General features: G+C 65.6%; 22 protein-coding genes and 1 pseudogene. 17 read left to right on the top strand and 6 right to left on the bottom strand.

Annotated elements, in window-relative coordinates; translation table 11 throughout:
* Positions 1 to 12: 12 nt before the first annotated feature.
* Positions 13 to 468, bottom strand: a complete 456-nt coding sequence (locus IPG14_RS04715; RefSeq protein ID WP_343391035.1) for a PilZ domain-containing protein — start codon at positions 466 to 468, stop codon at positions 13 to 15.
* 116 nt (positions 469 to 584) lie between these two features.
* Between IPG14_RS04715 and acpS the strand changes: the two genes are divergently transcribed.
* The 7 genes and pseudogenes from acpS to IPG14_RS04680 all read left to right on the top strand — a co-directional run bounded on the left by acpS (position 585) and on the right by IPG14_RS04680 (position 8018).
* Positions 585 to 1031, top strand: a complete 447-nt coding sequence (gene acpS / locus IPG14_RS04710) for a holo-ACP synthase (RefSeq protein ID WP_343388292.1) — start codon at positions 585 to 587, stop codon at positions 1029 to 1031.
* Positions 1028 to 2587: an NAD(P)H-hydrate dehydratase gene (locus IPG14_RS04705; RefSeq protein ID WP_343391034.1), complete on the top strand. Its 1560-nt coding sequence runs from the start codon at positions 1028 to 1030 to the stop codon at positions 2585 to 2587. The genes acpS and IPG14_RS04705 overlap by 4 nt, the downstream gene beginning before the upstream one ends.
* Positions 2588 to 2657: 70 nt before the next feature.
* Positions 2658 to 3873 (top strand): annotated as a pseudogene (fabF, locus tag IPG14_RS04700) (beta-ketoacyl-ACP synthase II).
* Positions 3870 to 5573, top strand: a complete 1704-nt coding sequence (gene recJ / locus IPG14_RS04695; RefSeq protein WP_343391033.1) for a single-stranded-DNA-specific exonuclease RecJ — start codon at positions 3870 to 3872, stop codon at positions 5571 to 5573. Before fabF ends, recJ begins: the two are co-directional and overlap by 4 nt.
* Before the next feature lie 144 nt (positions 5574 to 5717).
* Positions 5718 to 5918 (top strand): helix-turn-helix transcriptional regulator, encoded by a 201-nt coding sequence (locus tag IPG14_RS04690; protein WP_343385417.1) that lies wholly within the window; start codon positions 5718 to 5720, stop codon positions 5916 to 5918.
* A gap of 79 nt (positions 5919 to 5997) precedes the next feature.
* Positions 5998 to 7503: a hypothetical protein gene (locus IPG14_RS04685; protein ID WP_343391032.1), complete on the top strand. Its 1506-nt coding sequence runs from the start codon at positions 5998 to 6000 to the stop codon at positions 7501 to 7503.
* Positions 7504 to 7757: 254 nt separating this feature from the next.
* Positions 7758 to 8018 (top strand): hypothetical protein, encoded by a 261-nt coding sequence (locus tag IPG14_RS04680; protein ID WP_343388288.1) that lies wholly within the window; start codon positions 7758 to 7760, stop codon positions 8016 to 8018.
* 529 nt (positions 8019 to 8547) lie between these two features.
* On the opposite strand, the gene IPG14_RS04675 is transcribed toward IPG14_RS04680, so the two are convergent.
* The gene (locus tag IPG14_RS04675) at positions 8548 to 9231 is read right to left on the bottom strand and encodes a Crp/Fnr family transcriptional regulator (RefSeq protein ID WP_343385415.1); all 684 of its coding nucleotides are present in this window, start codon (positions 9229 to 9231) and stop codon (positions 8548 to 8550) included.
* 141 nt (positions 9232 to 9372) lie between these two features.
* On the opposite strand from IPG14_RS04675, the gene IPG14_RS04670 reads away from it, so the two are divergent.
* The 9 genes from IPG14_RS04670 to IPG14_RS04630 all read left to right on the top strand — a co-directional run bounded on the left by IPG14_RS04670 (position 9373) and on the right by IPG14_RS04630 (position 18337).
* Positions 9373 to 11661: an MMPL family transporter gene (locus IPG14_RS04670; RefSeq protein WP_343391031.1), complete on the top strand. Its 2289-nt coding sequence runs from the start codon at positions 9373 to 9375 to the stop codon at positions 11659 to 11661.
* The gene (locus IPG14_RS04665; RefSeq protein ID WP_343388286.1) at positions 11651 to 12136 is read left to right on the top strand and encodes a hypothetical protein; all 486 of its coding nucleotides are present in this window, start codon (positions 11651 to 11653) and stop codon (positions 12134 to 12136) included. Before IPG14_RS04670 ends, IPG14_RS04665 begins: the two co-directional genes overlap by 11 nt.
* Positions 12137 to 12267: 131 nt before the next feature.
* Positions 12268 to 12465 (top strand): helix-turn-helix transcriptional regulator, encoded by a 198-nt coding sequence (locus IPG14_RS04660; RefSeq protein ID WP_343391030.1) that lies wholly within the window; start codon positions 12268 to 12270, stop codon positions 12463 to 12465.
* An 80-nt stretch (positions 12466 to 12545) separates the two neighbouring features.
* Positions 12546 to 13355, top strand: coding sequence for a hypothetical protein (locus IPG14_RS04655; protein ID WP_343385407.1), 810 nt, complete (start codon positions 12546 to 12548; stop codon positions 13353 to 13355).
* A gap of 114 nt (positions 13356 to 13469) precedes the next feature.
* On the top strand, positions 13470 to 13988 hold the full coding sequence (locus IPG14_RS04650) for a hypothetical protein (protein WP_343391029.1): 519 nt from the start codon (positions 13470 to 13472) through the stop codon (positions 13986 to 13988).
* A gap of 712 nt (positions 13989 to 14700) precedes the next feature.
* Positions 14701 to 15129: an OB-fold domain-containing protein gene (locus IPG14_RS04645; protein WP_343385405.1), complete on the top strand. Its 429-nt coding sequence runs from the start codon at positions 14701 to 14703 to the stop codon at positions 15127 to 15129.
* Positions 15130 to 15156: 27 nt separating this feature from the next.
* Entirely contained in the window at positions 15157 to 16353 is a 1197-nt protein-coding gene (locus tag IPG14_RS04640; protein WP_343385404.1) for a thiolase family protein, read from the top strand.
* Positions 16354 to 16467: 114 nt separating this feature from the next.
* On the top strand, positions 16468 to 17463 hold the full coding sequence (locus tag IPG14_RS04635) for a phosphotransferase (RefSeq protein ID WP_343391028.1): 996 nt from the start codon (positions 16468 to 16470) through the stop codon (positions 17461 to 17463).
* Positions 17464 to 17953: 490 nt separating this feature from the next.
* Positions 17954 to 18337: a cupredoxin domain-containing protein gene (locus IPG14_RS04630; RefSeq protein ID WP_343385402.1), complete on the top strand. Its 384-nt coding sequence runs from the start codon at positions 17954 to 17956 to the stop codon at positions 18335 to 18337.
* A gap of 6 nt (positions 18338 to 18343) precedes the next feature.
* Here IPG14_RS04630 and IPG14_RS04625 read toward each other — a convergent pair whose 3' ends face one another.
* On the bottom strand, positions 18344 to 19729 hold the full coding sequence (locus IPG14_RS04625; protein ID WP_343391027.1) for an LCP family protein: 1386 nt from the start codon (positions 19727 to 19729) through the stop codon (positions 18344 to 18346).
* Between the two features lie 17 nt (positions 19730 to 19746).
* Between IPG14_RS04625 and nagA the strand changes: the two genes are divergently transcribed.
* Entirely contained in the window at positions 19747 to 20913 is a 1167-nt protein-coding gene (gene nagA, locus IPG14_RS04620) for an N-acetylglucosamine-6-phosphate deacetylase (protein WP_343391026.1), read from the top strand.
* A gap of 20 nt (positions 20914 to 20933) precedes the next feature.
* Here nagA and IPG14_RS04615 read toward each other — a convergent pair whose 3' ends face one another.
* The 3 genes from IPG14_RS04615 to IPG14_RS04605 all read right to left on the bottom strand — a co-directional run bounded on the left by IPG14_RS04615 (position 20934) and on the right by IPG14_RS04605 (position 23420).
* Positions 20934 to 21641, bottom strand: coding sequence for a 6-phosphogluconolactonase (locus tag IPG14_RS04615; RefSeq protein ID WP_343391025.1), 708 nt, complete (start codon positions 21639 to 21641; stop codon positions 20934 to 20936).
* Between the two features lies 1 nt (position 21642).
* Complete coding sequence (locus IPG14_RS04610; RefSeq protein ID WP_343391024.1) at positions 21643 to 22383, bottom strand: helical backbone metal receptor; 741 nt, start codon at positions 22381 to 22383, stop codon at positions 21643 to 21645.
* A gap of 86 nt (positions 22384 to 22469) precedes the next feature.
* Positions 22470 to 23420: a trypsin-like peptidase domain-containing protein gene (locus IPG14_RS04605; protein ID WP_343385397.1), complete on the bottom strand. Its 951-nt coding sequence runs from the start codon at positions 23418 to 23420 to the stop codon at positions 22470 to 22472.
* Positions 23421 to 23512 lie beyond the last annotated feature (92 nt).

Here is a 23512-nt window from a genome sequence, read left to right as displayed (position 1 = left end):
GCTTCGAGCCCGCTACGCGCTCGCGCGGTCGATGGGGTATTGCGTCGCGGTCCGCCCGAGCGAAGGGTCGTCGTCCGCCCGATGGGCGAGGTACACCTGGTAGGCCTTGAAGTGGTCCGCGAGTTCCTCGATGAGACCCCCCAACGCAGGGGATCCCTCGATCAGGCCCGGCGGGAACTGGAGGTGCAGGATCACGGTGTCCCACTGGCGTTCGACCGAGACGATCCGCGCCGGGATGCTCGATGAATCCGACCGGAAGGTGACTTCGAGCGCCGCTCGCTCGCCCCCCTGGTCATCCCAGAAACCCCAGACCAGCGCTCCCCCCAGCGAGATGTCGCAGAGCATCGCCGCCCTCGGATTCAGGTCGTCGTCGATCCGGACATTGATCGGGAACCATGCGGGGTAGCGCTGATGCGCTCTGCGGTCCTGCGAAACCATCGATCGTTCCTGGCGCCGGGCCTGCGGCATCCCGGTTCACCATCGTGATTATCGAAAAGCTGGTGGTTTCCTGAAGTCCGCGACACCGTCGTGTCGGGATCGCCACCTCAGCGCGAACCTCGGCTCTCGCGTACGATCCGGCGCGCATGGACCGCAAGTTCGCCCACGGCATCGACATCATCGAAATCGACCGGATCGCCGACGTCGTCTCTCGCCACGGAGACCGCTTCCTCAACCGCGTCTACACGCCCGACGAGATCGCCCACTGCCGGGGCCGCATCCCGGAGTTGGCAGCCCGCTTCGCCGCGAAAGAGGCCGTGATGAAAGCGCTCGGCACCGGCGTCCGCGGCGTCGGCTGGCGGGATATCGAAGTCCTCCCGAACCGCCGGGGCAAGCCCCTGGTGTTTCTCTACGGCCGCGGGGCAAAGCGCGCGGAAGACATCGAAATGCGCGGGCTCGAAATCTCGATGACCCATTCGAACGAACTCGCAATGGCCTCAGTCATCGGCGAACGCGCCATGACCGAACTCGAAGACACTCCGCGCAGGGGAGAGAGCGCCCTCGCGCTTATCCGCGAAAAGGGGCTCCGATGAAACTCGTCACCGCGGCGCAAATGCGCGAGCTCGAACAGGCGGCCGTCGCCGCCGGCAGCTCCGAAGCGCAACTCATGGAAGAAGCCGGCCTCGCCGTCGCCCAGGAAGCATGGATGCTGCTCGGCACCCTCGAAGGCCGCCGTATCGTCGTCCTCGCAGGCCCCGGCAACAACGGCGGAGATGGCCTCGTCGCTGCTCGCCACCTCTTCGATTGGGGCGCCGGCATTACCGTCTACATGCCCAAGGGCCATCGCCGCGAAGACCGGCTTGAAGAAATTCGCAAGCGGGAGATCGTCCTCGTCGATGGTCGCGAAGACGCTGATCAGGTTGCGCTCGATGCGGCCCTCATGGGCTGCGACCTGGTCGTCGATGCGCTCCTCGGCATCGGGCAAGCGCGTCCGCTCGATCCCGGCGAGCCCATGGCCGTTGCCCTCGATAAGCTGGCCGCCGCCCGCTCGGGCTACCAGCCGCCGAAGCTCGTCGCCGTCGACCTGCCGACCGGAGTGAACGCCGACAGCGGCGCCGTCGACGCCCACACCGTCGAGCCCGACATGACCGTCACCTTTGGCCTGCCCAAAGTCGGGATGTACCAGGCTCCGGCCAGCGCGGTCCTCGGCAAGGTCCAGGTCATCGACATCGGTATCCCGAAGGCCGCCCAGGAAGCCGTAAAGCTCGAACTGCTGACGTCGCGCTGGGTCCGGCTAAACCTCCCGAAGCGGCCGGAAGATGCGAACAAGGGGACGTTCGGGAAAGTCCTCGTCGTCGGAGGAAGCCGGCGTTACGCCGGGGCTGTCCAGCTCGCCGCCGTCTCGGCCTACCGGTCGGGGGCCGGCCTCGTCACCGTCGCCGCTCCCGAGCGCGTCGCAGGCCTGGTGGCCGGCGCCGCACCGGAGGTCACCTGGCTTCCCCAGCCGGAAACCCCTTCCGGAGGCTTGCCCGGCGAGACCGCCATCGCCCTCCGGGACGAGTGGCTGCAATTCAGCGCCGCGGTCGTGGGGCCGGGGCTGGGAGACGACGCCGAGATCCGGGCGTTCATCTGGGCGTCGCTGCCTGACCTTCAGGACGCCGCGAACGGCGTCGTCATCGACGCCGATGCGCTCAACGCCCTCGCCTCCCTACCCGATGGGCCGGGGCGCGTACCCCCGAACGCCGTCCTCACGCCCCATCCCGGGGAACTCGCCCGCCTCATGCAGACGACCGTGGCCGATGTCCAGTCGCGCCGGCTGGCGATCGCGGGTGAGGCGGCGGCGAAGTACGGCTGCACAGTCGTGCTCAAGGGAGCCCATTCCGTCATCGCGACGGCTGACGGGCGCACGAGCCTGAGCCCCTTCGCCAATCCGCTGCTCGCCACCGCCGGCAGTGGCGACGTCCTGGCCGGGGTGATTGGCGGGTATCTCGCCCAGGGCGCGGCGCCGTTCGAGGCTGCCTGTCTGGGCGTATACCTGCACGGCGCCACCGGCGAAGCGCTCAGCGAGGACTACGGCACGGCCGGCCTCCTCGCAGGCGAAATCGCCGCCCGCCTTCCCAAAGTCGTGAAGGATGTAGCTTCGCCCTGATGTACACTCGGGACGAACCGTGAGTAGCCTCGCTTCCACTGGCCGCCGTGTCGTCGTCACCGGAATAGGGATGGTTACCGCCCTCGGACATAACGCCGCCGACAACTGGGCAAACCTTATCGAGGGCCGCTCCGGCCTCAGGCGGATCTCGCTCTTCGACCCTGCCGGGTATGACTCTCAAGTCGCAGGCGAGGTGCCGGACTTCGATCCATCCATATATATGGACCGGAAAGATGCGCGCCGCGCCGACCGTCTCACCCAGTTCGCGATCGTCGCTGCCGAGGCAGCGCTGAAACAGGCTCGCTATGAGGCCGATCCCGCGGATGGCACCGATTTCGCCGTTATCGTCGGCACGGCGATAGGTGGCATCACCAGCCTGGTCGCCGAGTACGACACCCTCCTGGCCAAAGGGCCCCGGCCGCGTCAGCCCCTTCCTCATGCCGATGATGCTGCCCGATATGACCTCCGGCCAATTGAGCATTCGCCTCGGGGCGAAAGCCGTGAACTATGCGCTCGTCAGCGCCTGTGCGAGCGGCGCAGATAGCATCGGCGAAGCGGCCAACATCATCCGCCGCGGCGATGCCGAGATCGCCGTCGCCGGAGGCACCGAAGCGGCGATCACGCCCATCAGCGTCGCGGGCTTCGCCGCGGCCAAGGCGCTCACCACGGCCAACGACGATCCGGCTCGCGCATCCAAGCCGTTCGATGCCCGCCGCGATGGGTTCGTCCTGGGCGAAGGCGCCGGCATACTCGTCCTCGAGTCCGAAGAGCACGCTCTCGCCCGCGGCGCGACGATACTTGGCGAACTCGCCGGCTACGGTGCCACCAGCGATGCCTTCCACATTACTCAGCCCGATGAGCACGGCGAAGGCGCCGCCCGCGCCATGCGCAAGGCCCTCGAACAGGCCGGCCTCGCCTCGGATGACATTGACTACGTCAACGCCCACGGCACTTCCACTCCGATGAACGACAAGCTCGAAACCGTCGCGCTGAAGAAGGTCTTCGGCGAGTACGCCTACGAACTCCCCATCAGCTCGACGAAGTCCATGACCGGCCACTTGCTCGGCGCAGCCGGCGCCGTCGAGGCCGCCGTTTGCATCCTCGCCATGCAGAACGGCATCATCCCGCCCACCGCCAACTACCAGACACCCGACCCCGACTGCGATCTCGACTACGTGCCGAACGTCGCTCGGTCCGGCTCGCTCGAAGCAGTCATGACCAACTCCCTCGGTTTCGGCGGGCATAACGCCAGCCTCGTCTTCCGAAAGTACCGGCCCCGCCAGTGACCGCGCTCGTAGGCCTGCCGAAACCGCGTTGGCGGCTCCGGGACCCCTACGCCCATCAGAACGGCATCGCCAACTTCCCGCCCATCGTCGCAACAGTGCTCGCTGCCCGCGGCATCACCACTCGCGCCCAGGCCGACCTGTTCTACAAGCCCCATCTCGCCCCGGATTACGACCCGCTCGAACTGCCCGGGATGCACGAGGCCATCACCCGCGTCCGCCAGGCAATCGAAGGAAACGAGACCATCGCTCTCTACGGCGACTTCGATGTCGATGGCGTCACTTCCGTCGCCGTCCTCTATGAGGGGCTGAAACCGCTCGGCGCGGATTGCATCAACTACATCCCGGACCGCTTCGCCGAAGGCTACGGCCTCAACCTCGGCGCCGTGAAGAAGCTGCGGGAGATGGGCGCGGACCTCCTCGTCACTGCCGACTGCGGCATCTCTTCGGTCATCGAAGTCGCTTACGCGAACCAACTCGGCCTCGACGTCATCATCCTCGACCACCACACCGTCCCGGATGAGCTCCCTGCGGCGGTCGCGGCGGTCAACCCCAAACGCCCCGACTCGCCCTATCCTTTCGATGAACTGGCTGCCGTCGGCGTCGCCTACCGCTTCCTCGATGTCCTCTACGAGGCCATGCACCGTGCCTTCGATCACTCCGCATTCGTCGATCTCGCGGCGCTGGGCACCGTGGTGGATGTGGCCCCACTCTTCGATGAGAACCGGCGAATCGTCACCGAGGGGCTCGCCCAGATGCAGAAAGGCCTGCGCTGGGGCCTCGATGCCCTCGCGAAAGTCTCCGGGACGGCGCCCGAGCGCTTCTCCGCCGAGACCCTGGGGTTCGCCATCGGGCCGCGCATGAACGCCGCCGGCCGTCTCGCGCACGCGAACATCGCCCTCGACCTGATGCTCGCAAGAGATCCGCTGACCGCCCGCAACCTCGCCGAACAGCTCGATCACCTGAACCGGCAGCGGCAGGCCCAGACCGAGGAAGCGTTCGCCCTGGCCGAAGAGAAGCTCGGCACATCCGATGACCCCCTCATCATGGTTTGGGCCGAGGGCCTTAGCCCCGGTATCGTCGGCCTGGTCGCCTCGCGCCTTGCGGAGCGCCGCAACCGCCCTGCCATCGTGCTATCGAAAGGCCCGGAAGAGAGCCGGGCAAGCGCCCGCAGCGTCCCCGGCTTCGACATCGTCTCCGCCATCCGTAAGGAGAAGCACCTGCTCGAACGCCACGGAGGCCACCGTGCCGCTGCTGGCTTCACCGTCCGCAACGAACACCTCGAAACCCTCCGCGACCGGCTGATCAACACCGCCTCCGAACAGCTCGGCTGGGAGCCCGCGCGCCGGCTCATCGAAGTCGACGCAGAGGCTCGCCTCGCCGGCCTCACCGGCACCGAAGTGAAGGGCCTCATGCGCTTCGAGCCCTGCGGCCAGGGAAACCGCAAGCCCGTCCTCCTCGCGCGCGGCGTCCAGTTGAAGGACGCAAAGCCCGTCGGCTCGGCCCAGGACCACCTCCGCCTCATGGTCAAAGACGGCCCCATCACCTGGCGCGGCATCGCCTTCCGCCAGGCCGAGGCCGAGCTCGACGGCCAGGTCGATATCGTCTTCTCGCTCCAACGGGACTGGCGCGGCGACGGTGTCGAACTCGAAGTCCTCGATATCGCCCCCGCATTCGAACAGCGCCCCCTCGAATCCTCGTAACCACACGCCCTCCGTCCTGCGCACCTCGAATCCGCATTTGTTAAACAACTTGTGCGCTTGAAACGTTGGGACGGACAGGACTACCCTGCCCCGGGAGACGCTGGTGTCTCCCCACGGGAGCGGGAGAGCGAAGGAGGATGAGCGATGGCGATGGAAGGAAGGGACGACCTGACGGCCCGCGAACGCGAGGTGCTGGAACTAATCAAGCGACGATGGCGCAACAAGGAAATTGCGCGGCACTTCGTAATCGAGGAGAGCACCGTGGAGACCCACGTCCACAACGCCCTCGGGAAGCTCGGCTATCGGACGCGCCAGGAACTTTGGAATGACTTGAAACTCGGTTAAGTCGAATTCCGGGAAAACTATGGATTTCACAAGCTTCGCCACTCAGTAGGCTTCTCGCATCTTCTCGAAGGAGCCGGTGATGAGGCTTCAACGGATCCTGAGGTTTCGCGCGTTAGAGTTGACAGCGGCCATCGTCCTCGGATCGCTCATCGGCACTGCCGCCGCACTAACGGCATTCGACGACGATTCGCCTCCCACCAGAGTGCTAAAGCAGGTTTCGCCGCCCATTAGCGGGCGGGCCATCAGCCTCCTGGAGGCGTGGGACTTGGGCGTGGAGGAATCGGCGACTTGGGGCGGCGTTTGGAATGCTACGGCGATCCGAAGCGTCGATGTGGGCGACCAACCCACGGCGACCTCAGGTCTGGACGGGCGCCGGTTTTCTTGGCAAATGGACTTCGTTGACGCCGAGACGCATCTCCCGCGTTGGGTCCGGATCACTGGAGGCGCCGTGACAGACGCAATAGATCCGGCCGCGGCAGCGATCGGAAAGGGCGTTCCAGCCGCGCGATTGGCGCGCCCTGAGATCGACTCAACCTACGCCGTGGCCTCCGCCGCTGCCTACCGCGACGGCCTCGCCGGTTCGCTGGGCACAAAACAAACCGGCGTGCACTTTTCGATCGGGGACAGCCCAACCGGGCCAACTACCATAGTTGTGTCTGGCACTTTTGGCGGCTCCCCAGCGCGGATCGGTGTCGATGCGTCATCCGGCGCTGTGGATTCCGCGACACGTCTGGTCGGGACGGGCGGAGGGCTACTTCTTTCGGACGATGGAGTGAGTTGGCGAGAGAGCTCCATTCACGGCAGGGTGCTTGCGGTAGCTGCCGACGAGTCAGTGCCCGGCGCGCCGGTTTACGCTGTTGCGGACTCCGGAGACAGCGTCGACATTTGGCGTTCGGACGACGGGGTGTCGCAGTGGCTTCGGGTTAGTCCGCTGCCATCCGGGCTCCGGCCCGTCACCAACGCGTTGGTGGTCTTGCCCCGGAGCGGCTCGCTAAGTGTTGTGCTTCTGTCTACTGACGGCGGAATCTTTTCCTTTGACACACTGTCCCGCGAATTCGCGACCATTCCGGCCGCGGGCAAGGTCTCGGATATCGGGTCTGACGATGGCCAACTGTTGGCCACCGTGGCGACCGAGGCTGGGCCTACTGCGCAAGTTCTTCGGCCCGACGGTTCTTGGAAGTCCTTGCCCTGGGCAGTCGGGAAGAGTCTCGCGGGCGGTCGGCCCGCCGACGCCTACACGTCGGGGGACGCCAAGTTCGGTCTGGCATCGGTGATGGGAGTCGCAAGAGAACGCGACACGATGCTCGTCTCTACACCTGGCGGGGTCTTGCGCTCGGCCGACAACGGCGAGACTTGGGAACACTCGCTCGCCCGTCCCGCTCTGCTGGCCATCGACTACGATGGAGAACGGCTCCGCGCCGTCGCGATCACTGTTGGTTCGGACGACGTCGTGTATTCCGGGGACGCGGGTATTACTTGGCTCCGCACGGAGACACTCAGTCGGCGCGGCTACAGCGGCCTCGACGTCGTCGGGCACCGGTTTGCCATACTGCTTCAAGGAGGTTCCCAGTGGGTCGCCTACTAACTCTGGCACTAGCCGTCACTCTGGCGGCCACGTCCGCATTCGGAGCCGTGTTCTTCAGCGGCCCAGTGTCCGCCACAGGGTACTCCGCGTATTCGACCGGCTACGCATTCGCAGCCTACACAGGCGCTTGGTCGAGTTCACAGATGGCGCCAGGTCAATTCGCCGGCCACTGGTACCACGCCTATTGGAATCCAGTGACGGCCTGCTACAACGACCCGTCAGCGTGGTGGCCTAGTGGGACCTGGATAACCAACATGAACCCAGCCCCTTGGATAGTAGATGGCAATGGCTATTCCTATCAATACACAGCGTTCTGGCTGTCAGATTGGGGCGATCCCCCATGCGGCGCCGGCAACTACTGGGCAGATGTTTACTTCGGGCGCTGGAAGCAGCCCCCCCAAGCCTGCGATTGCAACAACGCCACCGAATACTGCTATGTCAGCTACGACTACGTCGACAATTGCCAGGATGCCGAAGGCTGGGGCTACACGAGCGTCTCCTACACTGGCCCCTGACGGCGACGGGTCCGCCACCAGCCCGACAAGAAACACCATCCGGTCAAAGCCCCATGCTCTCGATGACTTGTTCGGCGAAGGGCGGGCTTTTGCGCAGCCGCGGCCGGACGGGGCTACTCCTTTGGCATCCTCTACCCACCGCCCCCGCACGGGCACCCGATACTGAGTGTGAAGACCGATGGTTAGGTGCCCCCTCGAATCCTCGTAACGACACGCTCTCCGTCCTGCGCACCTCGAATCCGCATTTGGTGAACAACTTGTGCGCTTGAAACGTTGGGACGGACAGGACTGCCCTGCCCCGGGAGACGCTGGTGTCTCCCCACGGGAGCGGGAGAGCGAAGGAGGATGAGCGATGGCGATGGCACGCAAGGACGACTTGACGCCCCTCAAACGCGAGTTGCTCGAATCGTTGGAGTCACGCCGGACGAACCAAGAGATCGCAGAAGCGCTCCGAATCGACGAACGGACCGTGGAGACCCACGTGGCGAATGCCCTCCACGGGCGTGGAAGAAGCGATGGCCCCAGCCGCTCAGCCCACCAGCGCTTCGAGCCCTCCCCGGTCCTTGATCCGGATCTCGCGCCGGCTGACATCGATCATGCCGTCGGCGGCAAGCTTCCCCAAGGCCCGCTGCGCGACGTCTGGTACCGTCCCCAGGCGCGACGCGAGCTCCGGCACCGTGTACCAGCGCGGACGCTGCACCACGTCATCAGTCGCCTGCTCGATCAACAGGCGGGCCAACCTCTCCATTACCGACCGGAGCGACAGGTCTGCCACCAGCCCGACAAGGAACACCATCCGGTCCGCCATGCTCTCGATTACTTGCTCGGCGAAGGCGGGACTTTCGCGAAGCAGCCGCTTGACGGGCTCCCGTGGCAGCATCCACGCCGCTGACGCTTCGAGTGCGACCGCCGTGGCGGGGCTGGGATGGGACGTGAACACCGCGACGGTGTTGAATGGCTGTCCGGGGGCAATGAATTCAAGCGACTGTTCACGTCCCTGGGCGGAGGCCTTCACGACCTTCACATAGCCAGAATCAAGAATAAAGAGCCCGGCCGCCGGCTCTCCTTCGAAAAACACCGCCTCGCCGGGTGCGTACTCGCGCCAGTCGGCCTCCCTGGCGAGTGCCGCCAGCTCATCGGGGGCCAGCCGTGCGAAGAACGGGACTGCCTTGAGCCGCGCGGCGAAGTCGGCCCGGGTGCTTCCTGGAGACATGCCTGCATCCTACGCGCCCTCCCCGCGATCTTGCCCCTACGCGCAGATGTCTCCCGCTGCCACCGGAAAAGCGACTAAAGTCCGGGAATGTGTGCCTGCGCTGGCACACGATGGAGGCTATGCACCAAGGACGGTATCCCCATGAACACTGATCGCAGCATGCTCGAACGCTGGGGCCGCTTCGTCTATCGCAGGCGTTGGTACGTGCTCGGGGTGTGGGTCGTCGTCGGCGCCGCCCTCGGCCTCACCGCCCGCACCATCTCCGAAGGCACCATCAACACCCTCACGCTTCCCGGCGCCGAATCCCAGCAGGCCGTCGACGAACTCAAGAGCTCGTTTCCCGAACGCTCGGGCGACTATGCCGACGTTGTCTTCAGCGCACCGGGCGGCATCGACGATCCCGCCGCCAGGACGGCGATTGAAACGCTCGCACAAGAAGCCGCCGCCATACCCGGCGTGGTGGCCGTGTCGTCTCCCTTCGCCCCGGCCGGCGGTCTCGTGTCCGAGGATCGCACCGTTGCCATCGCCCGTGTGCAGTACGCCCAGGGTGCCGATGATGTCCCCTCCGAACACGCCGCGGCGCTCGAAACACTCGTTGAAGAAGCCCGCTCCACCTCGCTGGCCGTCGAGCTTGGTGGTCCCGTCGCCGCTGCCCAGGAGCGCGAAGGACCGAATGAATCCACGGTGCTCGGCATCATCGCGGCGCTCGTGATCCTCTACATCCTCTTTCGCGCGTTCACGCCAACGGTCCTCCCGATTGCCAGCGCCATGTCTGGCCTCGCGATCGGCTTCGCCGTGATCTACTCCATGACTGCCGCCATCGACCTGAGCAAGTTCGCCCCGAACATCGCCGCCATGCTCGGTCTCGGGGTCGGCATCGACTACTCGCTCTTCATCGTGGCTCGCTTCCGCGAAAACGTCTTTTCCGGCCACGACGGCGAAGAAGCCGCCGGCATCGCCGTCGCCACCGCCGGTAAATCGGTGGCGTTCGCCGGAGGCGTCGTGATCGTCTCGCTCCTGGGGTTGGGGCTCATGGGCATCCCCTTCGTTGGCTGGTTGGGGCTTGCTGCTGCCGCGATGGTCACCGTGGCGGTCCTCGCCGCGCTCTCACTACTGCCGGCCCTCCTCGGCGTCACTGGAGGCGCCATCGTCCGCGCCGGGAACCGCCGCCGCGCCGCGGCCCGCCCGTCGCAAGAAGACAGCGGCTGGTACCGGCTCGGCCATGCCATCATGCGCCGTCCCTACGTGTTCCTGGCCGCGAGCAGCGTCATTCTGCTCGTGCTCAGCATCCCCTTCTTCGACATGCGGCTCGGTTCTGCTGATGCTGGCAACAACCCCACTTCAGCCACGACCCGCCGGGCATACGACTACATCGCGGATGCTTTCGGGCCAGGCATGAACGGTCCGCTCCAGGTCGTGCTCTCCGGTGTGTCGGCCGAAGGAGCGGAGGAGATCCGTGCCGCCATCGCAGCCACACCCAATGTCGCATCGGTAAGCCCGCCGATCGTCAACCCGTCCGGTGACGTGGCCGTCCTTTCCGTCGTCCCGGCTACCTCGCCTCAGTCGGCAGAAACTTCCACGCTCGTCCACGCGCTCCGAGACGACGTCCTGCCCGCGGCGACGAAGGGGACGGCGATCGAGACTTTCGTTGGCGGCGCCACCGCCCGTGGGATCGACATTGCCGACCGCATCGGCTCGCGTTTGCCGCTCTTCTTCGGCCTCGTCATCGGCATCAGCTTCTTGCTCCTGGTGGTTGTCTTCCGCTCGCTCATGATCCCGATAAAGGCCGCCCTCATGAACCTGCTCTCGATTGGCGCCGCCTACGGCGTGGTGGTCGCGGTATTCCAGTGGGGGTGGGGAGGGAGCCTCGTGGGCGCCGGCTCGACCGGTCCCATTGAGTCGTTCCTCCCGATGATGCTGTTCGCCGTCCTCTTCGGCCTCTCCATGGACTACGAGGTATTCCTCGTCAGCCGCATCCACGAGGAGTACCTCCGCACCCGCGATAACGCCCGCTCCGTTGCGCGTGGACTCGCCTCGACCGCAAGCGTGATCACCGCCGCCGCTGCCATCATGATCGTGGTGTTCCTGAGTTTCGTGTTGAACGACCAGCGCGTCGTGAAGGAGTTCGGACTTGGCCTCGCGGTCGCGGTATTCGTCGATGCCACGGTTGTCCGGCTGCTCCTCGTCCCGGCAACCATGGAACTCATGGGCGAATGGAACTGGTGGCTCCCGCGATGGCTCGAACGGATCGTGCCGCGCATCTCTCCTGGAAGAGGGCGATTCCCCCGCCTCCCCCGGCGAATCGGCCCAGGAGATCCACGTTCGCTGAGTTTGCCGCGAGCGATCCCCGCGTGGACTGCCTCGCCCGCCCGCCTTATCCTCGAAGGACGTTCATGTTCGAACGGTGGAGCACGGCAGCATGGGCGATAGTAAGCAGGCTCCGGACATTACCCTGAAGTCCGTCGTTTCCGGCAGGACGGTGAACCCACGCAAGACGGCCGCACCACTCGTCCTCGTTTTTGCCACCCAGGCGACCACGGAGCTCGTCAACCCCTTCCGGGCAGCGCTCCGGCAACAGTTCCCGGACCCGGCCGCGGTCGTCATCGCCAGCGTCGTCGACCTTGCCCGCGTCCCGCGCTTGATGCGGAAAATGGCGGAGAGCGCCCTTTCGAAACGCTACGAAGAAGTCGTTGCCACCCTGGAACCCGGCCAGGACCCGTCGCAGTTCGTCGTCATGCTCCCCGACTGGAAGGGAGAACTCGCCGCCGCCATCGGCCTCCCCTCGCTTGGCGACGAGATGGGCGTCGCGGTCGTCGCCCCGGGTGGCGCCATCGCCGGCGCTTACCAGGGGACCGAGCCCCTCGGCCCGACTACAGAACTCCTGGCGGCCATACCCGCCCGGTAGCGAACACCCGGCGCCCAACTTCCCGGGAACCTTTCTCATGGTTCGTGCGTTCATTAGCAAGTGGTATGGTCTCCACGCGCCCCATGGTGGTTCTAGCGGTCCCCCCCGAGCGGGGAGGCGAGGAGGAAGTCATGGCGATTTCCGGCAAAGACGAGTTGACGCCTCGCGAGCGCGAGGTGCTGGAGTTGTTGAAGAAGCGACTCACTAACGAAGAAATCACAACAGAGCTTGTCATTAGTTTGCGGACGGCGGAGACCCACGTGGCGAACGTGCTGCAGAAGCTGGGCTACAAGGACCGGCGCGAGCTGTGGCGGGATATCGTCGGTTAAGAAGAAATCCGTATTGGGTACGGATGCGAACGATACCGGCGGGGAGTTCACTAAGAGCAGGTCAGATTGAGGAGGCCAGGATGGAACGACCCCTGAAGCCAACTGCGCTAGCGTTCTTGTGGGGCTCGATACTCGGCACGGCGATGTTAACCGCAGGCCCCGCCAGTGCGCACGTCGTTGCCGGGCGCGTGGCGATTCTATCCCCCGTGAGTGGGGCGATCACTACGCTGGAGTGTTACGACGGACCAAGTTTCGCGCCGTGCATCACGGGCGATCCAAATGGAGACGGCGTGACAGGTCCTCATGCCGGGCAATGGTCATCTCGAATCGACATCGGCAACGCTACCAATCAGACCACCTGGGTTCAGGTCGATTACCTTCCGAATGGAGTCTCGACTGGCGTCTCTGGTGGTTATGCCATCGCGTATAAACTCTCGACGTATTGTTCCCAATGGGAACCGGGCCACTCATCCTACAACGGCAAACTCGTTCAGATCGACCTGTTGTACTACGACACATCAGCTGCCTACATCAACGGCAATAGCCTGCTCTTTCAGCACGTTGCCCCAAACTACAGGGTTGGAGCTTCCGGCAGCTCGGCCCTATGGTATCATTGGAATAACGCCTATAACTCGGTGAAACTGTGGCCTACGTGGGCCGAGAATTTCAAACTCAATAACCTCTCGTTGGGAGGAATGGACGTGGCGACCGTGGCCAGCTTTCCGGCCGGTTCGCCGCCAGCGACCTGCGCCGGAGCCTCGCATCTCCATATGGAGAATTCTGTGGGTGAATACAATCCTAGTGATTATCTTGGTAAGAGCGTCACCCAGCGGTATAACGACGCTCAGTATATGCATCTGCCCGGCATTACAGGGACAGCGCCATACTGAGCCCGAGCACTAAGAAAGGCGACCATTTCCCGAAGAGGCACTTCTATGAAACTATTCATTCTCCGAACTCCACGGCACCGAGTGCTGGCATTGGCTGCGGCTGGTCTCGCTACAATGGTCATTGGTGCGGCGGCGGTTGTCAGCGCAACGGCTGACGATGACCCGAGCGTACCAAAGCTTCCGGTCTCGGACGAAGCCGAGGTCGATCCGCGCCCAATCGGAGCGTTTCAGTTCTGGAATCCCCAGGTCGGCTTCTATGTTCACCAGTGGGACGATCGTCAGATGAGTGAGGAGGATAAGGCGAAAGATCCGGTCTCCAATCCGGCCTGGCCGCCTTTCGAGGCTTGCATGGTCGCCGAAGGTGCGCCCGTTCGGGTCCGCAGCATCGGCCCCCTAACGCAAGCGGCCATCTCGGCGTTCCTCGGCGAACTCAACCAGGCCAACCCCGATCAAGAGGCGAACCTGCGGTTGCTTCAAACACCACCGGCCCAGCGCGGCGCGCTCGCTTCGTCGGGTTTCAGTGCGGTGCAGGCCGTGGCGTTCCTGAAGTGCGCGGATGAATGGCTTACGAAGTCTCCAAAGGAGGTCTACGAAACGACCGGGGTCGCGAATGAGCACTACCCCGGCGACTGAGGTTCGTGCCTTGGCTTCACTGTATGGCCGTTCCCTCTCCTCGCTCTTCCGTCTTCGGTCCTGAGGGACGACTGAGGAGCGGGCCGATCCTGGCGTTCAGCGCCCGGGTGTCATTTCGGGCAACCGGCAACCCCGCGGACGCATCTAAGAGCAGGCTGTCTCGACCGGACGGCCACGCCGGCCTCAATGGAGGCGGTACTTATCTCGGGTCGGTAGTTTACGGCCTGCACGCGTCTTCCCCCCCCCCCCCCCCCCCCCCCCCCCCCCCCGCCCCCGGCGGCCCGCCCCCCCCCCCCCCCCCCGCGCCCCCCCGCCCCCCCCCCGCGATGGCTGTTCCAGCGCCTTGTTCCACCGCGGGCGGATACGCTCCCCCCGCCCCCCCCCCCCGCCCCCGCCTCCCGCCCCCGCGGCCCCCGGGGCCCCCCCCCGGGCCCCCCCCCGCCCCCCCGCCCCCCCCCCGCCCCCCCCCCCCGCCCGCCCCCCCCCCCCCCCCCCCCCCCCCCCCGCCCCCCCCCCCCCCCCGCCCGCCCGGGGGCCCCCCCCCCCCCCCCCCGCGCCGCGCGGGCCCGCGCCCCCCCGCCCCCCCCGGCCCCCCCCCCCCCCCGTTGACATCCTCCCCCCACCATCTACCATACCCATCGCACCGCCCCGGCCCGGGGACAAGCAAGCGTGCGCGGGCCAACGGGGCTGCCATCTGAAAGGGGGAATCCGCTTGGCCGAAGCCACAGCCGCGGCGCCCGAAGTGCGCCCACTCGTCCCACATCTCACCCTTGGTGAAACCCGCGACAAGGACTACCTGAACGGGTCCGTCTGCAAGAACTGCGGTACCCGCTACGTCGGTCCGCGCCTCTTTTGCGGCAAGTGCAGCAGCGATGGACCGTTCGAAAAAGTGCAGCTCGCCTCCACCGGCGAACTGTACGTGTTCACGATCATCCACCAGGCCACCCCCTACGTTCAGGCGCCATACATCGCCGCGATCATCGACCTCGATGGCGGCGGCAGCGTGAACACGAACATCGTTGGCGTCGAACCGAAGCCCGAGAACTTGAAGTTCGGCATGAAGGTGAAGATGTTCACCGAGAAGGTTTCGGAAGACCGCGAAGGCAACAGCTACGTCGCCTACCGCTTCACCCCCGCCTGATAAAGCGACCAGGAAGGAAACAGCCACATGCGTGAAGTAGCAATCGTCGGCGTCTCGATGATCAAGTTCGGGCGCTATGCGGACCGGGATTTCTCCCAACTCGCCGCCCAGGCCGGCCTCGAAGCCCTCAAGGATGCCGGCATGAACATGAAGAGCGTCGAGGCGCTCTACAGTGGGAACCTGTACGCGACCTCCGGGTCCGGCCAGCGAATCCTCCAGCAAATGGGCCAGACCGGCATCCCGGTCGTCAACGTGGCCAATGCCTGCGCCACCGGCTCCACCGCCTTCCGCGAGGCGTACTTCGCCATCGCCAGCGGCGCCTACGATGTCGCCATGGCCGTCGGCTCCGAACAAATGGGCAAGCAGGGCCTGCTCGGCTCCCGCGGCGACCCCGCCACCAGCCTCGAAGGCCGCGTCGGCTCCTACATGATGCCCGCCGTCTTTGGCATGGCCGGCATGGAACACGCCCGCGCCCATGGCACCCAGATGGAACACTTCGCGATGGCGAGCGTGAAGAACCACTTCCACAGCACTGGCAACCCCCTCGCCCAGTACCAGAAGGAATCGCCGCTCGATGAAGTGATGAACGCGCGGATGATCGCCTACCCCAACACGCTCCTGATGTGCTGCCCCACCGGCGACGGCGCCGCCGCGGCCATCCTCTGCTCGATGGACAAGGCCCGCCAGTTCACCACCCAGCCGATCAAGATCGCAGCCAGCGTCCTCACCAGCGACCCGTGGTCCGTCCGCGATGAAACGCTCGCAGATATCAACACCCTCACCCGCAACGCCGCCAAGATCGCCTACGAGCAGGCCGGCATCGGCCCGGAGGACCTCGACCAGGTCGAGCTCCACGACTGCTTCGCCACCGCCGAACTCCTCCATTACGAGAACCTCGGCCTTTGCGACGAAGGTATGGCCGGCAAGCACATCGCAAGCGGTGCCACCTGGATCGGTAACAAGATCCCGACGAAGTACGAAGAGGACATCGCCCCCTTCGTCGACAAGACCTACAAGCCCAAGACCAAGACCGTGGTGAACGCCAGCGGCGGCCTCCTTTCCAAGGGCCACCCGCTCGGAGCCACCGGTGTCGCCAACATCGCGGAAATCGTCTTCCACCTGCGCGGCCAGGCCGGCGCGCGCCAGGTCGAAGGCTCCAAGATCGGGATGGCCCATGTCATCGGCCTCTGCTCCGCCTGCACCCTGAACATCATTCAGAAGTAACCACGGCAGCACACGAACACGCCAAAGGCGGCCCCCTGGGGCCGCCTTTCCGTTTGCGCCGGGGAGCAACCCCCTGTCTTCCACATTCGTCGCCGAAGCCCGAAGGTGGAAGTGATGGATCCCGCCGCCGCCGCCGAACCGGTCTCTCCCGAAGTGCTCGAAGCATTCGGTTTCCCCGGCGCCGGTTGTTCACGGCTCGAAGGCGGCCTCATGAACCAGCACTGGCTCGTTAGCTCCGGCGAACGCCGCTGCGTCATCCGCCGCTACCACCTTCTCCGGACCGCCGCGGCGATCGGCTGGGAACAGGACCTCGTCGAGCATGCGGGTTCACGAGGCTGGCCGGTAGCGCCGGCCCTTCCCGCCATCGATGGCACGAAGCTCGTCGCCCACGCGGGCCGGCTCTGGGCGGCAGCCGCCTACCTCGAGGGCGAAACCGGCGCCATGGAAACGCCCGCGAGCTTCCACATCGCCGGCCGGCTCCTCGGCCGGCTTCACCGGGACCTTGCGAGCTTCGAGCTCGATGGCCAACGGCCGGACTTCGGCAAGACGTGGGAACTCGACGCCGCCGTCGCCCCCGCCGGTGAAGGCTCGTTCAACGACTTGCTAGCCGCCTTCGCTCGCGAGCATCCGGACCTTGCCTCGCTCATCCGCCGCCAGCGCTACCGCAACCTTCGTGAACTCGCTCGCCTGAAGTATCCCGACCTGCCCGATCGCCCCATCCACGGTGACTTCCAGCGGTCGAACCTGCTCTGGACAGACGGCCGCTTCTCCGGCCTGCTCGATTTCGACCAGTCCCGGCGCGACGCGCTCGTTTGCGACATCGCCCCGCTCTTGGTGCCGTTCCAGCCGCTCGACCAGAAGCTCGCCGCGGCTCTGCTCTCGGGCTACCAGACAGTTCGCCCCCTGTCCGATGCGGAGTGGGAGCTGCTACCAGCCCTTGTCCGCTCGGCACTGCTGTGGTGGGTCGCATTCCTGCTCGTTCAGTGGCGGACCCGCGGAGGATCGGTGGAAGGCATCGCCCGCACCATGACCGTCCGCTTCCCTGCCTTCGAGGCTGCGGAGCCCGCCTACCGCGGGCTCCGCGCGGGGACGTCTCCCAGCGCCGGCTGAGCCACGTCATGCCACCACCCGAATCGCACCCGGGTGTTTGCCGGATGCTCCGCCACGGCCCTTAGCAGCAGTCGTCCTTGTAGCCGCAGGTCCGGCAGACGGCCAGCCGCGAGCCTTTGATGTCCGCGAGCAGGTCGCCGCAGCGGAGACACACCTGGAGCGGTATCGAGTTACCCATCTTCCGCCAATTCACCCACCTGGCCGCGCTGTTGTCAACGAAGAAAGGATAAACCGCTTGACAAGGTTAGCATTTGCGCCCTAGATTCCGTTGGGAAGTCACCGTCCACGAAGCTCCCATCTCGCCGTTAAAGAGTCGCGCACCCCGCCTCTCTTCCTTGGAAGGCCCCCGTTTCGGGGGCCTTCTACCCCTCCCGGAAAAGGCCCGGTATATGCTGTCTATCGGAGATCGTGACATTCGTCACGACTTCCCTATGCACTCGTCCGGCTACCGGAGAAACTGGGGGCATCGCCACGAACGGGGGACCTTCCCATGAACGCCCGCATTGCCTTCTCCGCTGCCGCAGCGGCCGCTCTGCTCATCAGTGCGCTCTTCCTTTCCTCATGCGGTAGCTCGGACGGCGACTCCGCCAACTCTGGCATCGCCAACAACGTGGCTGGGGTCCCGGATGGTGTGCCGTTCGTCGATCAGGACAGCCTCAAGTTCATCCCTACCAGCCTCAAAGTGAAGGTCGGAGACATCGTTTACTTCAAGAACAGCGAGACCGCGCTCCACACGGTGACGATCGAAGGGAAGAACGAGTCCGGGAACATGAAGAAGGACGCAGTCTTCACGTGGACCCCGAAGACTGCAGGCGAATACAAGATCACCTGCGACTTCCATCCCCAGATGAAAGCCACGATTACCGTCGAATAGCCATGCTCAGGGGCTCTTGAACGCTGTCCCGGCCCCGAGTCTGACGACGACATCCGCGCCCTCGGGTATGTCGTCCGCCTTTTCGATGAGTCTGAGATCGAACAGCCCCCGCAGCTTCTCCGCGGTGTACCGCTTCCCCGTCACGTCGAATATCCCCGGCTCGTCCACCCCAGTGACCTCTTCCATGCTCAGGAAGGCGGGTGGGATCCCGAACACCCCGCCGTGGACCAGCGCCGCCTTGGCCAGCGCCTCCTCGCCGGCCGCGTACTGAAACACGATTCGAGGGGCTTCGCCTCGCAGTTCAGGGTCCGCCATGAAGCGGTCGATGATGTCGTAAACCCGGTCCTGGTCCTGGAGGAGTACCAGTTGTCCGTCCTCGGCAATGCTCCCGTACATCGCGGCGCCGAGGGAGAACGTCTCGATCCGAGAGAGGTCCATCTGTTTCGCGAGCAGCGCAAATCCGGGGATCTGCGCCGTGTCGATGTCCGTCCGGATTGCGTGCCGGTAGGCGTCCCACGTCTCCGGCAGCTTCGACACAAGGCCAAGGCCCACCGACCGGTCGGCGACGGCCTGGATGACGAGTTGCTGACGTTCGATGCGCTTCAGGTCGCCGTCGACGCGCACCCGCGAGTAACCAAGCGCCTGGGCGCCACTCATGTGCTGTTGGCCGGCTTTCGCCGTCTGGTCGGGAAAGGAATCCAGCGAGTCCGTGCCGTAGTCGGAGATGTCCGCCGGGACCGTGATCTCGATCCCTCCAATCGCATCGATCAGCTCGACGAACCCCACCCAGTCGATCACCACGAACTGGTGAACGTCGATGCTGAAGTTCTTCTCGACCGCCGCGACACAGGCCGCTGCGCCGCCGCCGGGGTACTTATAGAACTGCCCGTAGCTGTACGCCGCGTTGATCTTGTTCTGGGCCCACACCCCGGTCGTGTTGCCGAAAGGGATGTCGGCCCACGTGTCGCGCGGGATGGCCAGCAACTGGAGGTTGCCCGCGTGCTTGTCGATGCTCGCCACGAACATCGTGTCGGCCCGGTAGGAGGCGCTCTCCGGCTCGCCCGGCCTTCGGTCCAGCCCAAGCACGAGGATGTTCAGGCGGTCATCGGGACTCCATGGCGCCCGCGTAGTCGTCGAAACTCCCGGCAGCGAAACATCGACGCCGATGTCGGTAGCGGGGATCGAGAGAGTCACCGCCGGCACGGCTAGTTCGTTCCCTGGAAACAGGTAGCCGTCGATTCGCTGGTAGGCGAAAACTGAGGAGTAGACGGCCCCGAGGGCGACGCCAATAATGGCGCCGACGCACCCGGTCCGCCGGGAGATGCTCAGGTTCACGTGGGGCCCGACCGTCGGATTTGCGCCACCGTAGGTTCCGCCCCACCCCTCAGTCAAGGAATGCGTAAAGCCGTATGTCCCGCCCGCTCATCATCCGAAACGGGGTCGTGGCCCTGCCCTCCGGCCCGTCACGTTCCGATATCCTCTGCCGTGATGGCCGTATCGTCGCCATCGGGAACGGCTTGAACGCCCCCGAAGCCGAGGTCGTCAATGCGGCCGCGCTCACCATCGGCCCTGGTTTCGTCGATGTCCACGTCCATGGTGGCGGAGGGCATTCATTTCTCACCCACGATCAGTTCCGCATCCGTGACTACGCAGCATGGGCGCCCCGCAACGGGGTCACCTCGTTCCTTGTGAGTACCGTCGGTCGCGATGCCGCCGATACCGTGGAGATCTTCGCAGCACTCCGCCCGGCCATCCATTCGACGTCCGGCGCCGAGGCTCTCGGCTTCCACCTGGAGGGCCCCTTCATCAACCCGCTCCGCCACGGCGCCTTCCCCCCGGCGATGCTCCGGCCACCGGTGCGCGAGGAGTTTCTTCGCTTCCAGGAAGCTGCCGGCGGCCATATCCGCCAGGTAACCCTCGCTCCCGAACTCCCCCTTGCCCTCGATCTCGCGGGGGCGATCACCGCCAGCGGCGCCATTCCGGCCATGGGCCATACCGATGCCAACAGCGAACAGTGCCGAGCCGGCTTCGAATCCGGGATCCGCCACGTCACCCACCTCTTCAATGCGATGCGGCCCATCCACCAGCGAGAAGGCGGCCCGATCATCGCCGCCCTCCTCGAAGACGCCGTCACCTGTGAGCTAATCTGCGATGGTGCGCATGTGGACCCCGCCCCGCTCCTCATGGCCTACCGCATCCTCGGGCCACACCGCACCGTCGTCGTCACCGACAACCTGCACCTCGCCGGCATGCACGCCGATTCTGGCCGTTTCGCTGGCGAGGATGTCACCGTCTCCGGCGGGAAGGCGGCAAAAGCCGATGGCACCATCGTCGGCAGTGTCGAGACCATGGACCAGCACTTCCGCAACACGATGCGTTTCCTGGGCATCAGCATTTCCACCGCATTCCGCCTGTGCTCCACAAACCCTGCCCGTGTTGCCGGTGCATCCAATCGCAAGGGCCAGGTCGAACGCGGTATGGACGCCGACCTCGTCCTGCTCGACGGCGACCTCCAGGTCCAGATGACGGTCTGCAGGGGTGAGATCGCCTTCGACCGGCGGAACCAGACGACCTGACCTTTCGTTCTGCCTTCGGTTTACCCTCGGAGGCCGGACGCCGCAGCCTCATCAAGGATCCAGGCCGTGCCATGGCGCCGTACGCTCAGGCTCGCCGGGAGGTCGACGCTCGCCGGCCCTTCGACCGCGGCCGCCACAATAGCCGCCTTGTTGGTGCCGTTCGCCATCACGATGACCCGCTCCGCGCCGAGCAGTTCCCTCAATCCGAGGGTCAGGCCCCAATGCGGGGCATCCTCGCCCCAACACGCGGCAGCGCTTCGCCGGGTCTCTTCGCGGAGTTCCATGCGCCGCACCGTGCTGTCCGCCGCACTCCCGGGTTCGTTGAACGCGAGGTGGCCGTTCATCCCGATCCCGAGGAGCGAGACGGTCAGTCCGCCGGCCCGTTCGAGCGCCGCCCCCATCCGTCGGCACTCCCCTTCGACATCCTGCGCTCCGGGGTCGAACTGCTCGACGGCGGCAGCGCCCGGGATTGTAGCCCAGTGCTTCGAGAAGAAGACGCGGTTGGAACAGCGGTGGTCCCTGGGGCCGCCGTACTCGTCGATGGCGAAGGGCCGCCACGACGAGATGTCCACCTCTCCGGCATGCGCCGCCGCTGCGAGTCGCTCGTAGAGAGCCACCGGGGTGTTGCCCGTCGGCAACCCTATCACCGGGTGATCGCGGTCGCGCACTGCGTCCAGGAGCGCCTTGAGGCACGCCTCGCCGAAACCCTCCGCCGTGGCAACGCGCACATCAACCATTCTGAGCTTCTCGAAAGATCGCTCGCAGGGCGCCGATCGCCGCCGGCATGCGCGGCCCGTACCACCAGAGCAACTTGCCATCGATCACACGCGCTGGCGCGAACTGCCCGTAGTACCTTGCGTGGCCGTCATCGAACGGGAATGGCTCGTCGGGCAAGAGGATGAAGTCCGGCGAGAGCGCCGCCAGTTCACCGTGTGCCAGCTCCGGGTAACGCTCGCGGTGGCCCAGCACGTTCACGCCGCCGCATTCGTCGATAAGCGACTGCCCGTACGTCGCGGCCCCCAGCCCGAGCATGGGGTTGTGCCAGACGCCGACGTAGACGCGGGTCGCTGCCTGCGCCAACTGTGCGGTCAGGAGCGCTGCTTCGATCTCCTCCTCCAGCTGCGCCGCAGGCTCGCGCCGCTCCAGGAGCTCCCCCATCTGCCGGATCCCGTCAATCGCCTCGCGCACACTGTCGATCTCCGTCACCAGGACCTCGATGCCCCGCGCGCGCAAGGCCTCGACGTCTTCCCGCCGGTTCTCTTCCTTGTTCGCGATGACGAGGTCCGGCTTGAGCGCTGCTATAGCTGCGATGTCCGGGTCCTTCGTCCCGCCGGCCGCCGGGACCCGCTGCGCGATAGACGCCGGCTCCGTGCAGTAGCGCGTCCGGCCCACCAGCGAGTCGCCGGCCCCGAGGTATGCGATGAGTTCCGTGAGGCTTGGCACGAGCGACACGATGCGTGTTGGTGGCACCGCCCCAGCGTACCGCCCGCAAACGAATGAGGCCTCCCGGAACACCCGGGAGGCCTCATTCGTGGAGAGGTCATGTTCAGTCCGGGTCAGGGCGTCCCCAGAGTCACCTGGATGCTCGCCTTCTTGCCGTCGCGGTAGTACTCCAGCGTCACGGTTTGCCCCGCGCTGTTCTTGATGAGCGCGACCATCAGGTCGTTCTCGCTCGCGATCTCGGTGTTCCCCAGCCGGATGATCACGTCGCCGGCCTTCAGGCCGGCAGTGCCGACTGGGCCCGAGGCGGTCACGTTGCCGACAAGCAGTCCGCCCTGCGACTCTGGGATGTTGAGTTCCCTCGCCTTGGCGGGGCGCAGCGTCTCGAAGGTGCCGATCCCGAGGAAGCCACGGTTCACTCGGGAGCTCGTCAGGATCTGCTCGTAGACGGCCCGCGCGACGTCTGAGCCGACCGCAAAGCCGATGCCGGAGGCGGTGCCACCCGTCCCGTCCGGCGCCAGCGCGGTGTTGATCCCGACCACCTCGCCATACATGTTCAGGAGCGGACCGCCGCTATTCCCGTGGTTGATCGCCGCGTCCGTCTGCACAGCCCCGTAAATTTGCGCCTGAGCTCCCTCGTTGATTACGCGGTTCTTCTGGCTGACGATCCCCCGCGTGACGCTGTAGCTCGGCCCCTCTCCTTGCTGCAGGTCGAGTGCGTAACCGATGGCGACGACGTCCTGTCCGATGAGGACGTTGTCGAGGTCAGCGAACTTCAATGCCTTCAGGCCCGTCCGTTCGATCTTGAGCACCGCGAGGTCTGTCCGGGAGTCGGTCCCGGCGACAGTCGCGGCCACAACGGAACCATCGCTCAGGGTCACCCGGATGTTGCTCGCCGTTCGGCCGGCGGTTGTGCCCTCCACCACGTGGAAGTTGGTCAGGATGTAGCCGTCCGCGCCCACCACGAATCCGGTGCCAACGCCGCTGTTCGTCTCAATGCGGACGACCGATGGCTCCGCCAGCTTCACCAGGTCCGCAGTCGAGAGCTCGTCGCTCGTTTGGCTCACCGAAGTCTGTCGTGTTCCATCGGCGGCGGGGCTTGCCGCTGCTGGAGCCTGGGTCTCAGGACTTGCCGTCGAGGCAGGTGAATCAGAGCAGG

It is taken from the genome of Candidatus Amarobacter glycogenicus, assembly GCF_016704105.1.
In the GTDB taxonomy this organism is placed as follows: domain Bacteria; phylum Chloroflexota; class Dehalococcoidia; order Tepidiformales; family Tepidiformaceae; genus Amarobacter; species Amarobacter glycogenicus.
Note: the sequence above shows the minus strand (reverse complement) of the source record. Positions and strands in the feature narration are given on the sequence as shown.

Bases quoted from the DNA above. Each gene is read 5' to 3' on its own strand.
- IPG14_RS04670 (WP_343391031.1), top strand. From the start codon at position 9,373: ATGAACACTGATCGCAGCATGCTCGAACGCTGGGGCCGCTTCGTCTAT.
- nagA (WP_343391026.1), top strand. From the start codon at position 19,747: ATGTCCCGCCCGCTCATCATCCGAAACGGGGTCGTGGCCCTGCCCTCC.
- IPG14_RS04675 (WP_343385415.1), bottom strand. From the start codon at position 9,231: ATGTCTCCAGGAAGCACCCGGGCCGACTTCGCCGCGCGGCTCAAGGCA.
- IPG14_RS04665 (WP_343388286.1), top strand. From the start codon at position 11,651: ATGGGCGATAGTAAGCAGGCTCCGGACATTACCCTGAAGTCCGTCGTT.
- IPG14_RS04660 (WP_343391030.1), top strand. From the start codon at position 12,268: ATGGCGATTTCCGGCAAAGACGAGTTGACGCCTCGCGAGCGCGAGGTG.
- IPG14_RS04680 (WP_343388288.1), top strand. From the start codon at position 7,758: ATGAACCCAGCCCCTTGGATAGTAGATGGCAATGGCTATTCCTATCAA.
- IPG14_RS04650 (WP_343391029.1), top strand. From the start codon at position 13,470: ATGGTCATTGGTGCGGCGGCGGTTGTCAGCGCAACGGCTGACGATGAC.
- IPG14_RS04630 (WP_343385402.1), top strand. From the start codon at position 17,954: ATGAACGCCCGCATTGCCTTCTCCGCTGCCGCAGCGGCCGCTCTGCTC.
- acpS (WP_343388292.1), top strand. From the start codon at position 585: ATGGACCGCAAGTTCGCCCACGGCATCGACATCATCGAAATCGACCGG.
- IPG14_RS04715 (WP_343391035.1), bottom strand. From the start codon at position 468: ATGCCGCAGGCCCGGCGCCAGGAACGATCGATGGTTTCGCAGGACCGC.
- IPG14_RS04640 (WP_343385404.1), top strand. From the start codon at position 15,157: ATGCGTGAAGTAGCAATCGTCGGCGTCTCGATGATCAAGTTCGGGCGC.
- IPG14_RS04635 (WP_343391028.1), top strand. From the start codon at position 16,468: ATGGATCCCGCCGCCGCCGCCGAACCGGTCTCTCCCGAAGTGCTCGAA.
- IPG14_RS04655 (WP_343385407.1), top strand. From the start codon at position 12,546: ATGGAACGACCCCTGAAGCCAACTGCGCTAGCGTTCTTGTGGGGCTCG.
- IPG14_RS04690 (WP_343385417.1), top strand. From the start codon at position 5,718: ATGGCGATGGAAGGAAGGGACGACCTGACGGCCCGCGAACGCGAGGTG.
- IPG14_RS04705 (WP_343391034.1), top strand. From the start codon at position 1,028: ATGAAACTCGTCACCGCGGCGCAAATGCGCGAGCTCGAACAGGCGGCC.
- IPG14_RS04685 (WP_343391032.1), top strand. From the start codon at position 5,998: ATGAGGCTTCAACGGATCCTGAGGTTTCGCGCGTTAGAGTTGACAGCG.